The sequence below is a fragment of the Thermogutta hypogea genome (assembly GCF_055386265.1).
Window position 1 is genome coordinate 369,567 of the sequence record NZ_AP042425.1, and the last position, 14,216, is coordinate 383,782.

General features: G+C 61.7%; 10 protein-coding genes. 3 read left to right on the forward strand and 7 right to left on the reverse strand.

The window, feature by feature from the left end; translation table 11 throughout:
- Nucleotides 1-59 precede the first annotated feature (59 nt).
- Nucleotides 60-1,136 (reverse strand): mandelate racemase/muconate lactonizing enzyme family protein, encoded by a 1,077-nt coding sequence (locus ACZ5B4_RS01210; RefSeq protein WP_464912615.1) that lies wholly within the window; start codon nucleotides 1,134-1,136, stop codon nucleotides 60-62.
- 34 nt (nucleotides 1,137-1,170) lie between these two features.
- The gene (purH, locus tag ACZ5B4_RS01215) at nucleotides 1,171-2,745 is read right to left on the reverse strand and encodes a bifunctional phosphoribosylaminoimidazolecarboxamide formyltransferase/IMP cyclohydrolase (RefSeq protein WP_464912616.1); all 1,575 of its coding nucleotides are present in this window, start codon (nucleotides 2,743-2,745) and stop codon (nucleotides 1,171-1,173) included.
- A 540-nt stretch (nucleotides 2,746-3,285) separates the two neighbouring features.
- Between purH and ACZ5B4_RS01220 the strand changes: the two genes are divergently transcribed.
- On the forward strand, nucleotides 3,286-4,077 hold the full coding sequence (locus ACZ5B4_RS01220) for a ThuA domain-containing protein (RefSeq protein WP_464912617.1): 792 nt from the start codon (nucleotides 3,286-3,288) through the stop codon (nucleotides 4,075-4,077).
- Between the two features lie 29 nt (nucleotides 4,078-4,106).
- On the opposite strand, the gene ACZ5B4_RS01225 is transcribed toward ACZ5B4_RS01220, so the two are convergent.
- The 5 genes from ACZ5B4_RS01225 to ACZ5B4_RS01245 form a co-directional block, all read right to left on the reverse strand.
- The gene (locus ACZ5B4_RS01225; RefSeq protein ID WP_464912618.1) at nucleotides 4,107-5,381 is read right to left on the reverse strand and encodes a sialidase family protein; all 1,275 of its coding nucleotides are present in this window, start codon (nucleotides 5,379-5,381) and stop codon (nucleotides 4,107-4,109) included.
- 98 nt (nucleotides 5,382-5,479) lie between these two features.
- Nucleotides 5,480-7,207, reverse strand: coding sequence for a hypothetical protein (locus tag ACZ5B4_RS01230; RefSeq protein ID WP_464912619.1), 1,728 nt, complete (start codon nucleotides 7,205-7,207; stop codon nucleotides 5,480-5,482).
- A 141-nt stretch (nucleotides 7,208-7,348) separates the two neighbouring features.
- Nucleotides 7,349-8,530 carry an FG-GAP repeat domain-containing protein gene (locus ACZ5B4_RS01235; RefSeq protein ID WP_464912620.1) on the reverse strand — a complete coding sequence of 394 codons (1,182 nt, stop codon included), beginning with the start codon at nucleotides 8,528-8,530 and terminating at the stop codon, nucleotides 7,349-7,351.
- 56 nt (nucleotides 8,531-8,586) lie between these two features.
- Nucleotides 8,587-9,186: a flavodoxin family protein gene (locus ACZ5B4_RS01240; protein WP_464912621.1), complete on the reverse strand. Its 600-nt coding sequence runs from the start codon at nucleotides 9,184-9,186 to the stop codon at nucleotides 8,587-8,589.
- A gap of 318 nt (nucleotides 9,187-9,504) precedes the next feature.
- Complete coding sequence (locus ACZ5B4_RS01245; protein WP_464912622.1) at nucleotides 9,505-10,713, reverse strand: cobalamin-independent methionine synthase II family protein; 1,209 nt, start codon at nucleotides 10,711-10,713, stop codon at nucleotides 9,505-9,507.
- Between the two features lie 540 nt (nucleotides 10,714-11,253).
- Here ACZ5B4_RS01245 and ACZ5B4_RS01250 point away from each other — a divergent pair.
- Together ACZ5B4_RS01250 and rimO are read left to right on the forward strand one after the other, a co-directional pair.
- Nucleotides 11,254-12,384, forward strand: a complete 1,131-nt coding sequence (locus tag ACZ5B4_RS01250) for a GNAT family N-acetyltransferase (protein ID WP_464912623.1) — start codon at nucleotides 11,254-11,256, stop codon at nucleotides 12,382-12,384.
- 362 nt (nucleotides 12,385-12,746) lie between these two features.
- Nucleotides 12,747-14,204 carry a 30S ribosomal protein S12 methylthiotransferase RimO gene (gene rimO / locus ACZ5B4_RS01255; RefSeq protein ID WP_464912624.1) on the forward strand — a complete coding sequence of 486 codons (1,458 nt, stop codon included), beginning with the start codon at nucleotides 12,747-12,749 and terminating at the stop codon, nucleotides 14,202-14,204.
- Nucleotides 14,205-14,216: the final 12 nt, after the last annotated feature.

Here is a 14,216-nt window from a genome sequence, read left to right on the forward strand (position 1 = left end):
CGATTCCGCATTCCGCTCCCAAATCGTCCCGTCGCACGACGGTCACTTGTGTTGCCGGTCTATTGCGGAAAAAGGTCGTCCACATCGCGAGCAGCCGCCAAGCCGTCGATCTCCTCGCGATCGATTTCGATACCCAACCCGGGACCCAGGGGGGCCTCGAACATTCCGTCCGACATCTTGAGGCCGCGGACGGCGGAAGCGCTCACTGCTTGGGGAGAGGGCAGGTCGTGCCCCACGGTCAAGGCCGGCAAGGCGGAAGCAAGCTGTAGCGCGGCTGCCGACTGGATTCCTACCGACGAGGGACAACAGAGCGAACACCCAAGATTGGCAGCCTCCGCCACCGCGACGCAATCTCGCGCGCGGAGAATCCCCCCGACCCTGGCAGGGTCCACGATGACATGATCGACCGCAGCCGCTCGGGCGGCCGCAAAAACGTCCGCCGGGCAAGTGATCTGGCGGTAGGCGGCAATCGGCACATCGCTGCCGCGCTGCAATTGATAATAAAGATCCCAGCCGGCGCGGCGCAAAGGATCGATGATTAGGAGCGACTCGAAGGCCTCCAGCTCGTGAGCCAATCGCACGGCGGAAGGGAGGTCGAACAATTCGGCCGCGTCGAAACGGAGGCTGACATGCGGCCCGGCCGCTGCGCGGACCGCCTTCAGGCGACGGACGTCGTTCTCCACGTATCCCGATGCGGCCAGCAGGAGCAACGCGTGCCCCGCCTCGATCGCGCGGCGAGTTTCGGCCTCCAAATCCTCCGGAGCTTCCGACTGAAGCCGCAGGGAGCACGGAATGCGTTGCCGATAGACGCCGCCCAACAGTCGCGCTATGGGCTGCCCTGCCGCACGCCCCAAGGCGTCCCAACAGGCGGTTTCCACGGCGGCTTTGAGTGCTCGCGGATAGAGCGGTTCCAGTTCGAGCAGTTCGGCGATGTCGGAGACATTGCGGCCCGCCAAAATAGGGAGCAGGAAGTCGCGTCTCGGCCCGGGTTCCGTGATGCGCCAAGGCAGGGCCGCCTCTCCCCAGCCTTCCAAATCCGCGTCGAAAACTAAACGAACCAGTACCAGGCGATCCCGCGCGTACCCCCGTTCATTCGGGACTCGGATCAATTGAAACTCCAGGTCGCGGATGATCATGGCTGGGAGAACGCGGCTCTCCGGGTCGGAGAGATCAATGTTTGAAATGCCGGCGTCCGGTGAAGATCATCGGCACGCCGCGCCGATTGCAGGCCTCGATGACCTCTTGATCGCGAATGGAGCCGCCGGGCTGAATGATCGCCCGAATCCCCGCGGTTGCCGCTCGATCGATCGAATCGGGGAAGGGGAAGAACGCGTCGGAAGCCAGCACCGAGCCTGAGGCGCGGTCGCCCGCCTTCTGAATGGCGATTTCCGTGGAGTCGACGCGACTCATCTGCCCGGCTCCCACTCCCGCCAACATCCCGTTCTTGGCTAGGACGATGGCATTGGACTTGACGAATCGGACCATGGACCAGGCGAATCGCAGATCGTCCATCAGATCGTCGGGGGGAGCGGATTGCGTGACCACCTTCCAATCGGTCTCGTCATCCGGTAGGTTATCGGCCTGCTGAAGCAACAGTCCGCCGGCGAGAACCCGAAACGACCACTCTTCGCGACGTCCCTCGATGTTCCCGACTTCCAACAAACGAACATTCTTTCGCCATTTGGGTCGCTCTTGTAACATCGCCAGCGCGGCCGGGTCATAAGCGGGGGCCACGATCGCTTCCACGAAAAGCCCTTCTCCGCAGAGCACCTCGGCGGTCGCAACATCGACGGTCCGGTTGAAACCTAAAATCGAGCCGTAGGCGCTGACGGGATCGCCCGCGAGGGCGTTTTTCGCAGCCTCGGCCAGGGTTGGGGCCGCGGCCGCGCCGCACGGGTTGTTGTGCTTGATGACCACCGCTGCCGGCGACGTGAAGAACCGAGCGATTTCCAGCGCGCTATCCAGGTCCAATAGGTTGTTGTACGATAGCTCCTTGCCGTGGAGTTGGCGGGCCGTGACCACGCCGACGCCGGAAAAGCCCGGAAAGACGTACACACCGGCCTTTTGATGCGGGTTCTCGCCGTAACGCAGGGCCGAAAGGCGGTCCGCCCTCAAATCGATCCGTTCGGGAAGTTCTTCCTTTGTCGACCGAGTTCGGTCGGCGAACCAAGCCGCGATCGCCCGATCGTACTCGGCGGTATGGGCGAAGGCCGCCGCCGCCAATCGTCGCCGGGTTTCCAACGTGGTGGAACCGCGCTCCTGCACTTGGGCCAGAATATCCGCGTACTGACTGGGATCCGTCGCGATCGTCACGAAGGCGTGGTTCTTGGCCGCCGCTCGCACCAGCGACGGTCCGCCGATGTCGATCTTCTCGATGGCTTCGTCCTCGGTACAATCAGGTCGGGCGACGGTGGCCTGGAAGGGATACAGATTGACCACGACCAATTCGAAACTCAAAATCCCGTGCGTCTCCAGGGCCTGCATGTCCTCGGCGTGGTCGTGCCGGCAAAGAATACCGCCGAAAACCTTGGGATGAAGCGTCTTGATCCGCCCATCCATCATCTCGGGAAAGCCCGTGTAACCGGCCACGTCGCGAACCGGAATTCCTTCCTGTTCCAGAAAGGCCCGCGTCCCCCCCGTGGAGAAGATTTCCACGCCGGCATCCGCCAGACCCCGCGCGAACGAAGCAAGGCCCAACTTATTACTGACGCTGACCAAAGCTCGCTGAATCTTGGGGTCGGGCATTTTTTCGAAACTCTCAGATTTCACTTTTCCAGCAAGGTTCAAGATGGAGGGTGTGTTTGCTCCGCCTCCGAACGGCAGCCGACAGCTCCGGCGCGACCGATCTCCTTCGTAGAGCCGGCGGCGTGCATTGCACAGCAGCAAATCACGCGGTCAAGGAACGGCCCGCAGACCCGCGGCGCGGGTCACGGTGAACGCATCGAAAGACCGCATCGGCTCACCAAAACCGGAGTGTAGCGCACGCTGCCCCATCGGTCAAGGATACGGGATAAGAAGCTGGAGAGAGCGACCGGTTTGACCCGCCAACCCCTATTCCCGGAAGACCTTGCCGCTAACACATCGTTTACCGGTTCGGCTCGCCTTGCCTGGGCCGTTCTCGCGGAACGCACTCCGAAGAAAACCTCGACAAGGGCGCTGGGAACGATTGGACGCGCGGCGATCGGCCGGGAATAATTGAGTAACGGCCCTGTCGGGAAGAGGGCAGCGGATCGGCATCTCGCCAAATTGTTACGCATCCTGCCATACGCCTGTGAGAGCGGAGCCATGTCTCGCCTGAACCGCCGACGTTTCATTTTCCACTCCGCGCACCAGACGGTCGGGCTTACCGCCACGTTGGCGGCGCTGCCGCATTCGGAGGTCGTGGCCGAGTTTCTGGAAGTTGAAGACGCACCCAAGCCGCCGCCCAAGACGTTGCGATTGTGCTTGGTTTCCGGCTCGGAGGAATACCGTTCGGACGAATCCTTGACCTGGTTGGCCGATTACCTTGAGGAGAATTTCGGCATCGTTTCGGATAAGGCCTTCGCGCGAGGTTTGACGGACCTCCCGGGCTTGGAGGCCCTGGATCGCTGCGACTGCATGGTGCTTTTCACGCGGCGGTTGGAAATCGACGGCGAGCCTTTGGAGCGGATCAAGCGCTACTTCGCCTCGGGGCGGCCGGCGATCGGTATTCGCACGGCGAGCCACGCTTTCCAAAAATGGCTTGCACTCGACAAAGAGGTTTTCGGCGGCGACTACGGCAACCATTACGGCAAGGACCTGCTGCCGCGAATCGAGCTTGCCCCAACCGGCAAGGACCATCCGATCGTGCGGGGATTCGAGCCGTACGTATCGCAGGGCAGTCTGTATCGCAATCCGAATGTGGCGGATGACGTTACGGTTTTGTTAAACGGCACCATCCCCGGGCATACGGAGCCGGTAGCCTGGACCCGAATCCACAACGGCGGTCGCATCTTCTATACGTCGCTCGGCCATCCGGATGATTTCCGTCATCGGTCGTTCGTCCGCATGCTCACCAATGCGATCTACTGGGTCTGCAAGCAGGAAGTGCCCGATTGAAGGCGGCGAAGTCGTGCCGTCATTGCCGGTCAACGTTTCGACTGCTGCTTGCCCAAGGGACGACTGATCAGCATTGCCAAGCGGGATTTGGCCCCGACGAGCTGCCGCGCCAAGACATCCTCTTCGGTGAAACGGGCCATGAGGATTTCGCCATCCGTGGCACGATTGCGGTCGTAAGAGACGTAGATCGTGCCGTCCGGGGCCTGAAATCCATCGGGATAGGACACGCCCGCGCGATCATCCAGGATCAGTCCGCCTTGCCAGGTCTTGCCGTCGTCTTCGGAAAGCCATGCGCTGAGCTTCACTCGGCCTTGGTGGGAGTCGATGGCGTCGCCGTGCTTGACCAAGAGGATACGCCCTGAAGCGAGGCGGCGGATAAAGAATCGGGCATTGGGATGCGCGACGCCCGATAGCTCGGTCGGTTGCGACCAGCTTCGTCCGCGGTCCGCCGAGGTCGATTGCATGATGCCCGACCGAGTCCGTGCCAACATCCACAGGGTACCGTCCTGACGCTCAATAAACATGTGCTCGATCCAATCCGGGTTGGGGAACTGGACGGGTCCCCCCCGTCGCTCCCAACTTTCGCCGTGATCGGTTGACACGAACATGTGAGCGCCGCGCCAAGGATCCAATTCCCGGAAGAGGTCTCGGAACGGCCCAAAACCCGGGAATTGGTTCAAGTAGATCGGCAAGACCCATTCGCCGGTGGAAAGCACGATCGGTTTGTTCAGCATGCCTCCGTGCCAGATGCGTCGCGGCGGCGACCATTGCGGCTTGGCATCGTCGGGGTTACTACAGATGGTTGCCCAAACGCCCGCCCGGCCGTCGAAGTGATTCATGGTCTGGTCGAAGAACAGCCACAATCGGCCCAAGGGATCCGTCCAAAGATTGCCGATGATCACGGTCCGGTCCATGGGCAAGTTGGCAGAGTGCGAGTCGATGACCAGGCACGGCTTGGACCAGGTTTCACCGTCATCGTCGCTCACGGCAAGGACGAAAAACGCTTTGGGGCTGTCTCCTCCGGCGACCCAACAGGCCCAAAGCCTCCCCTGCGGGGTGCGCTCGATACCGATCGTCATGCCGTAATCGAGCTTATCGTAGTCATACTGCGGCAGAGGGGTCGTGTTAAGCCGCGGCGGGATGAGAGCCAAATCGGCCACGCGACGCATGAGGTCCAGTTCGTATGCCCGAATCTCTTCGGGCGTCATGGCCAAGAATCGAGCCGCTTCGTCGTCGCCCAGACCGAGGCCCGGCCGAAACAGAAGCGAGAGCCACGCCAAAATCAAGAACCCGAGTCGGCGCATGATGCATTCCCTCTTCAAGAGTCCGGGCGACCCGGCCGCTGGTTGCGAACCATTTCGGGATCGGCCGCGAAGGCAATCGGCAGGCCGCTTTGGCCGATTCAATCCGCTCGCCCGCCGATCAGCCGGCCGAATTGCGGCAAGAGATCGTAGCGTTTCGTCCACGGAGTGTACATGAAGCCGCGCACGCCGGATAAATTGCGGGCCTCTCGCATCCAACCCTGGACGTCCTCCAGATCATCCGCGTCGTAATAGCACGCGACGAGCATGCGGAAACCCTGCTTGTCGAAGAACGTGAGGCTCTCGGGACGCGGCTTTCCACCCCACACCGCCATGATCACGTCCTTGGGCACGTGCTTCCACGATCCGGTGAAATCGCCCTCCACCAGGTAGTAATCGCCGTGAGCGTTGTGGTTGGGGTCGAACATGTCGGACCAGATATAGACCTCAACACCGGGATTGTACCGCCGCAGCGACTCCACCTGCCGCTGCACGCACTGTCCCAAAAGCTCCGCCATATCGCGACCGCGACAGGCCTCGCACGTTCCGCCCATGCGGACTTCATCCATGTTCAGCAAGACCTTTTTCGGCTGGAGGTGCTTCGCCAAAAGAGCGGCTTCATGGTCGAAGATCTCGTACAGTTCCGGTTCGCCCATGCAAACCGTGATTTGCGAGCCGTGAATCTTCTGCGAGTGATACCAGCTCACGCGCAGTCGCTGCCCGGGGCGGATGCGGCTGTTTTCCGTCAATCGAAGGACGGGAGCCTCGCGATCCGCACGGTACGGACTATAGGCGGGGTCCTCGAGGGGCAAATAGTCCTTGCCCTCCTCGTAGAGCGTGCCGTCCTCGGCTTTGACCGTGACCGGAGTTCCCGGACGCCGCAGCACGTTGAGCGGGCCGATCTCCTCGATCGACCAATCATCCAGCCAAAACCGTCCCCCTCGACCGCCCCAGACTCCGGCATACAGCCGCACGCGATCGAACTGAAGACTGTTGAAAACGAACGTGCACTTGGTCCAATCGGCCGTCTCAGGCAAGCCGAACTCCAGAGGGGCCAGCGTTCGGCTCCCCGCCAAAACTTGAATCCGGAACGCGCCGCGCGGCGTTAATTGCTCCGTCTTCACCCAGCACGTGACGCGATAGCAGCGGTAGGGATGGACGGCGATCTCCTGCATCACGCGGCCGTGCCCGTGCGGATTGGAGCCGAAATTCTCCATCCGCAGGGATGCCTTGCCGCCACGGAAGACGTCGGTATCGGCGAAGCTCACCTCCCCGGGCTGGTCATGGAAGTTGAAACCGCGAAAACGGTTGCCTGAAAAATCCTCGAATCCGCCGTTTGCCACTTCCACCGGCGGTTCCGGCGTCAAAACAGCGCGGTCGCCCTGCGTTACGAACAGGGCTTCCTTGACGGGCAAGCCCTCGGCCAGATAGCGATTGTGGCTGAGGATGCCTCCGCCGTAACCCACCGAAAAGACGGCGGGGATCAACTCCAGATTCAACCGTCGGCAGGTCTCCTGAACCGCCTCCAGGCGACGGAAATACTCGGGTGGTCGCTTGCACAGGCTGTCCAAGCCGAACGAAACCACGGCCCCGTTGCAGCCGTTTTCGGCGGCGGATTGGAGGACTCGGTTGACTTCGTCCACATCTCCGTCGCGGCCCAGCCCCCAGCCGAAGACCCAGACGAATCGGTCCTGATATTCCGCCGCGCCAGCCGCCGGCAAGGCGGATAGCGAAAGCCAGGCGACCAAAAAGACACCCAAGCGCGCAAGAGACATGCAAGGCGACTGCGGAAAGGAACCGACCCATGCCTGCGACCGCGGGCGACTCATGTTGCACCTCCGCTTCTGTCCATGCGCAACCCCATAATTCGATCCGGCAAGGGAACGGTCCCCGCGGTTCACGGCGGAATTTCGATCATTCCCCGTCGCACGCATTGAACGCGCGGCGTGTGGATCGTTCGGTCGCCGCGGCTATTTCTCAGCGTCGGGTGCCGGGCCCTTGTTCTCGAACCACATGGGTCCGCCCCACTTCCCTGTGACGACGACGTCCAGGTCCCCATCTCCGTCGAGGTCCACGACGGGAACGTTCAGCCCCGAGCCGATGCCTTGGTCATACGTGATGACGTGCTTGACCCAGCGGACTTCCGGCGTCCTTTGCAATTCGTACCAATACACGCCGAGCGGCTCGAACTCGCCCGGATCGCCGCCGTTATGGGCCATGAAGCGCTTGCCGGTCACCAGGTCGGGCAAGCCGTCGCCGTTAATGTCGCCCAGGGTGAGGGAATGGGCCTGCGTCCAGGAGTCGTCGATGACGTGCCGTTGCCAGGAGATCTGATCGCCCTGACGCCGCTGTTCGTACCAGAAGATGCCGTACTTGTGGGCCGAGCTGGTCAACACGTCGTTCAGTCCGTCCCCGTTGACGTCGATCACCAAGATCTGAGGCGTATGATCGGAGGTATTCTCGTCGGCGCCGCCCAGCTTCCAGGGGTGTTCGATCCAGGTACCATGTCGCGGATCGGCGGGAGCCTCGAACCAGGCGTCAGGCCGCAGGAAATCGGGACGCCCGTCGCCGTTGAGGTCTCCGACTCCCGCACCGAAGTTCATCCGTTTCTCGCTGATGACGTACCGCTTCCATTGCACGGAGCCGTTTACCCGCACGGCCTCCCACCATACCGAAATTCCCAGATTCGGGATGATTTCATGCGCGACGCCGTCGCCGTCCAAGTCGCCGATATCGGCCGTTTCGTGGTTTTCGCTGACGTCGATCACGGTTCGCGGCCACATGCGGCCGTCGAACCCGACGTTCCGATGCCAATCCAGGCATTTCTCGAACCAATCGCACGAAACGACGTCGATCTTGCCGTCGCCGTCCACGTCCAGCGGCAAATCGGCGAAGTTCCACATGTAGCCCTTACCCTGCTCGTCCACTTCGCCTTTGATATCGCGAATCTTGACGGCCTTCCAATCCGGGGCCAGGTAGACGAAAGGGCCTGCCACGACGTCGAGTTTGCCGTCGTTGTTGAAGTCGGCCACGCCGCAGGCCTCGCTGCGATAGTTGCCGATGCGATGCGCCTCGAATACGATCTCGGCCGCCCGAAGCGATGAAGCCGCAGGCAAGGCCGCAAGCAGGGCCAACCCAAGTGCTCGCAACATGATGCTTTCTCCATTTGCGCGGGAGTCGATCGCCGGCCGCGCGGCAAGGCTTTCGCTCACGAGGATGCGCGACCGACCTTCATTTGATGTGCTACCTCGGCTATGCGCCGACCGTAAGCCTCGGCCGTCTCCAGGTCGCCGAGCGGCGGGGCCTCATCCGGAGCAACCTGAAAGCTGGCAGCCATCGGCCCGATGCAAGATCCGACACGGTTGTGCGCGTCGGGGCCCGGACCTTGGAGGGAATTCATGCTGTCCGGCCGGTTGGCGGCGGGCGGCATTCCCAGGCCGACATAGATCATACCATGCTGAAGCGCGTTTATCATCAAGCCCACCAGCGTATTGAGTTTGTCGCCGGAAAACGAGCTGGAATTCGTGAACGCACCGGCGATTTTGTTGCGCCACGATTGCGTAAACCACTTGCCGAGCGCGGCCTCCAAAAATCGCTTCATCTCCGCCGACATGTTGCCCATGTAGGTGGGGCACCCGAAAACAATGGCATCGGCGGAATCCAAGCCGTCCAAATTGTCGATTGCTTGCTGCACGGTCCACAATTCGGCCTGCGTGCCGGACACGCTGCCGGCGCCTCTCTGAACGGCCTCGGCCTGCCGCTGCGTGTGGCCGAATCTGCTGTGATACACGACTACGACCCGCACCATATCCGCTGCCTCCTAAACCACAAGCCAAGCACTCCTGACGCGAATCCAGACGCAATAAGCCGGGCACAATAATGATGTTACCGGTGGCCGCTCCTTCAAGCCGGCGCGCAAGAAGCACAGTCCTCCGGGGACGGGAGGAGCCTGCGGAATCAACAGACGCCACACCCCGGCGCGATTCTGCGCACGGTCGCAACACAATCAAGTGGAAACACCCCGTGGGCCGGTCAAGCCGAACGCAAACCTTTCTCGCCCGTTTGACGCGGGGCCGTCGCCGTGTCACCGAGGAGTGTGCATCACCGAGCCGGGCGGTTCGCTCAATCAATTCGTGGCGGCAGCGGTCTTGGGCACGATGTCGATCTGCAAGGCGGGGTCCGCGGCAGGCACGCGAGTGGTCGGCAACCCCAGCTCTTGCCGGACGATGTTCACCCCCTGGGCAATCGCCGCCGACTTGTAAAAGGCGATTTCCCGATTGCACCCCTGGCGACCGAAGCCGCAATCGCTGGAAATGACCAGTTTTTCGGGCGGGATATACTTCAAGGCGCGACGCACCTCCGCGGCCACGTCTTCCGGGCGATCCGCCTGGAGCGTACGGTGGCTGACCACGCCCACGCAAATCTTCTTTTCCAGCCCGCGCGACAGCGACCCGAAGAGTTCGATGTCCTTGAAGTTGCGGTCCTTCATCTCGAGGGTCCACACGTCGCCTTTACACTCGTACAGGTACATCTCCAAGGAAGCGGCGTAGCTGGTGTCCTCCATCACGCGCTGCATGTTGGGATTTCCCCAGCAGGTGTGGATCCAGATCTCCACGTCGTCCAGCCCCTCCACCTCGCGATTATAGGCCTCCAGCATGAATCGCACGTCGGGATGGTCTTTTCCTTGGCTGTTGGCCATGAAATGCAAGCACGGCTCCTCCACCTGAATGCACTTGCAACCCGCGTCGCGCAGGGCCAGCAGCTCCTTGTTCATGGCGACGGCCATGTCCCAGATCAACTCGCGTTTGTCTTTGTACTTCTCCGTGTGGATGTCGAGAAACAAGCTCATGACCTGGGAGCAGCACGTGCCGAATCGCACCGGTTTTTGGGTCTTTGCTTGGGTCATCCGCCAAATCTTGGGGTAATCCAAGGGGCGATGCTCCACCTTGTCGGTGACGATGGGCCAACGCCAGCCGGTGTAGATTTCGTGCAGCAACGTTCCGGGCGGGTACCGCAACCAAGGCGACCGCGTCTCTTCCGATTGCAGCAAGTCGCCTTCCAATCCCTTCCAGCGTTGAAGCGGGTAGTGATGCCAGGATCGGCCCGCGAAATCCTCGTCGCAGTGGAAATCGCCGGGCGTCACAAGGTCCAACCCTGCCCGCTCCTGATCGCTGACCACCACGGCCAAGGCGTCCTGGAACTTCTCTCGGAAGCGGACATCCATCATGCAGGTGTCGAGCGGCCGTCCCCACATGCTTACGTCGAACCAGCGGGGGCGAGGAAAAGAACCGGTGGTCGTGCACGGCAGCATCAAGTCTTTGGTCACGGTGAACATGTTCACATCTCCCCGAGAGCAGCGCCGGATGGGACGTTTCCACACGAAACGGCCGTCAAGACCTTTAGGGATCGTCGAACGGTGTCACAACCGGCACGAAAACGAGACCGATTTCCAGCAACAACAGGTGACATTTTAGGAGCGGTGTTGCCTCGGAGCAACGAGGCAGCAAAGTGGGATTCGCAAAAAGACGCAGGATTTAGCTCGGGCAACCAAGCTTTGGTTTATCAGGCGATGTCATAGTGACTGCGCCTTGGCTGTCGGTTTGCTTGCCGTGCCAGCGGGTTGCGGGGGCGGGCCCAGTGCCCGCGGTATGGCGAGGCTGCGGAACATTCATAATCCGATTTTGAAGTTCCGTTGCGACAATAATCAAAGGACGTTTGGCTAGATTGTGCAATTTGCCCAATCGCTGGAATGTCTTTTGCTCGATAAGTAATCTCAGACTGGTCCCTTCGGTAGCACGCGTAGGGACCGCATTGCCGCCGTGAAGGGCATCCGCAACTCAGCGATCACCCTTTTTCGCCGAACTGCCTCCTCCGCATGGCCCGAGTGCTCGAACTCAATTCTCTGGACGCCCTCGAAGCCTACCGCTTCGTCTGGCATCGGCTTTGGGAGGAGACTCGCCGCGCCGACTTCTTTTTGACCTACGAGTGGTTCGCCATTTATTGGCGGCATTTTGGACACGATAAGCAGATGCGTGTCCTGCTGGTCGAGTCCGAGGGGGAAATCGTCGGGATCTTACCGCTGGTGGTACTCCGCCGCCCTTCACCGCTAGGACCGGTCCGCACACTCACCTACCCCCTGGATGATTGGGGAGGATTTTACGGCCCGGTCGGAAGCCGACCCACGGCAACCCTGCTGCCGGCTTTACGCCATGTTGCTGATTCCTCCGAGGGCTGCGACATCATCGATCTGCGCTGGGTTGACGGTCATCGGACGGACGGGATGCGAACCCCGGCGGCCATGCGTCAAGTGGGTATGACGCCGATCGCTCAACCCTGGATGGAGTACCCGCTGATCGAGACGGGCGGGGGTTGGGACGCCCTGCAACGCGCGCGGTCTCCCGAGCGTCGCCGCGAAGTGGAAAGGCACCTCCGCCGCTTGAGAGAGCGGCACAACGTGCGTTTGGTCCGCCACCGACCGGCCGGTCGCGGGCGGCAAGAAACAGACCCGCGATGGGACCTGTTCAACGCATGCGTTGCCATTGCCGAAAAGAGTTGGCAGGGAAAACAAGATTCCGGTACGACCCTGGCCCATCCGGCGACGCGGGAGTTTCTCCGCGACCTGCACGCCGCGGCCGCCCAACTTGGGTGTCTGGACCTGAACCTCCTGTATCTGGACGATCAGCCCGTCGCCTATGCCTACAACTATGTCCACCAAGGCCGCATCATCGGTCTTCGGATGGGCTACGATCCCGCCCGACGGGCAGATGGTCCGGGAACCGCCCTCATGCGTTTGATGGTCGAAGATAGCTGTCGGCGGGGCGATGTGGAATTCGACCTCGGCCCGGGACGTAGCCGGTTCAAGGATTACTGGGCCACCCAAGTCGCCGTCAGTTACCGGTACACGTACTACTCCGAGTCGTTCCGCGGTCGGTTGCTCCGATTGCGGCGCTGGTGGGGCGACCTGTTTTCGTCGCGGGACGCGATCCTCGCCCGGCGATCGGCTTGAGCCGGCCTTCAACCCAGCTGAAACCGCCCGCCGCTGCGGGAAAGCATCGACGGGCCCTCGCATCGTCCCGCACCCATTTCAGAGAGAATCCGCTTCCGAAAGCGATCGGTCGCCCCTTACCCAACCAGGGTATTGCGTATACGATGAATCGTTCACCCTTTAGAGTGCCGCTACTTAAAAAAAGGCCACAAAGGGGACGATGGTCGGAACGGCGCCGCAAATGCGCTGCAGGATGATTCGCCTGAAAGCGGCCGGCCGTCGAGGTGCCGCGTCGCTTCCCAACGGGCTCGGCACAATTCTAGGGGATCGGCGGTCCGCCGCCGGTTCGTTCTTGCATTCTTAGGTGTAAGCGAGATCGCTCGATGTCTGAGTCGCCGGACTCTCTACCGATCCTTCAGCATCCCCCGCGTTCGGACTCCAGGAATGCCTCCGGTGACGGCCCGGTATCCGGTGATGGCCGGATCAAGGGGACGTGCAGTCTCATCGCGCTGGGGTGTCCCAAAAACCTCGTGGACGGAGAACACATGCTCGGCCTGCTCGAGGCCGACGGCTATCGACTCGTGACCGAACCCGATCGGGCCGACATCGTCGTTATCAATACTTGCGGGTTTCTGCAAGCGGCACGTCAGGAATCCTTCTCGGTCATCGAGGATATACTCAAGCTGAAGCGCCGGGGGCGTATCTCGGGGGTGGTCGTGGCGGGCTGTTTAGCGGAGCGCGATCGCGAAGCGCTGCTGAAGCGCTATCCCGACGTGGATCAGGTGGTGGGCCTGTTCGCGCGAGAAGAAATCGTCCGTGCCGCGGACCGCGTCTTGGGCGGCATCCGGGAACAGCGGACGCTGTTCCAGCCCGCCTCCGTCGTGCCGATGAATGATGCCCGGCGCTTCCGCGTAACTCCCAGGCATCTCGCGTATTTGAAGATATCCGAGGGCTGCGACCGGCTCTGCACGTTTTGCACGATTCCCCACATCCGGGGAAAGCACGTCACCAAACCGATGGAAGAGGTGGTGGCAGAAGCGCGGAGCCTGGCGGCGGACGGCGTCCGCGAACTCATCGTGGTGGCTCAAGACACGACGTACTACGGCCTGGACTTGTACGGTCGTCCGATGCTGGCGGAGCTGCTGCGGCAACTGCGGGAAATCGAGGAAATCCGCTGGATCCGCCTGATGTACTTGTATCCCATGTACTTTACGGACGAACTGATCGAGGTCTTGGCCGAGGGGGGCAAGATTCTGCCGTATTTGGATCTTCCCCTGCAACACATCAACGACCGGATTCTGCGACGGATGAAGCGCCGCGTCGGCCGGGCGGAAACCGAGGTCTTGCTGGATCGCCTACGCTCCGCCGTCAAGAATCTGGTGCTGCGGACGACGATGATCGTCGGCTTTCCCGGTGAAACCGAGCGCGAGTTCGAGGAGCTTACCGAGTTCGTCCGGGAGCAGCGTTTCGAGCGCATGGGAGTATTCGAATTCTCGCGCGAGCCGGGCACGCCCGCCGACCGCATGAAGGAGCATCTTCCGCGTCGCGTGATCCAGGAGAGGCGCGACCGATTGATGGCCGTCCAGCAGAAAATCACCTACCAGTGGTCGCGAAACCAAGTGGGACGAAGGCTGACCGTGCTGCTGGATCAACCCGTGCCGGAGCAGGAGGGCGTCTGGCTCGGACGTTCGTACGCCGATGCTCCGGAGATTGACGGCGCGGTTTACGTGACCGGTGAGGGACTGCGGCCCGGACAGTTCGTGGAATGCGAGATCATGGCCGCGGAGGGCTATGACCTGGCGGCCGCGCCGATCGAGGAGGCCGCGGTCTCTGAGCAGTAATCGCCTTGCACA